Below are 329 nucleotides of genomic sequence, written 5' to 3' on the forward strand. Positions count from 1 at the left end.
CGTCCCGCAGGTCGAAGCGGGTCATCGGCCCGATGTAGGTCTCGGTGGCGGTCGGGTCGCCCATCACCAGGTTGCGGCTGGCTTCGAGGAATTTGGCGGTGAAGGCTTCCACCACGCCTTCTTCGATGATCAGGCGCTTGGCGGCGGCGCACACCTGGCCGGAGTTCTGGAAACGGCCGATCAGGGCGGCTTGCACGGCTTCGTCGAGGTTGGCGTCGTTGAGCACAATGAACGGGTCGGAACCGCCCAGTTCCAGTACGCATTTTTTCAGCGCGGCCCCGGCCTGGGAACCGATGGCCATGCCGGCGCGCACGCTGCCGGTGAGGGTC

At 66.3% G+C, this 329-nt stretch carries 1 protein-coding gene; it reads right to left on the minus strand.

What is annotated here, in order from left to right; translation table 11 throughout:
• Positions 1-329, minus strand: a 329-nt coding sequence (locus HX846_RS36710) for an aldehyde dehydrogenase family protein (RefSeq protein WP_178967402.1), incomplete at both ends; no start/stop codon positions are given.

The organism is Pseudomonas sp. K5002 (assembly GCF_013386655.1).
Lineage (GTDB): Bacteria > Pseudomonadota > Gammaproteobacteria > Pseudomonadales > Pseudomonadaceae > Aquipseudomonas.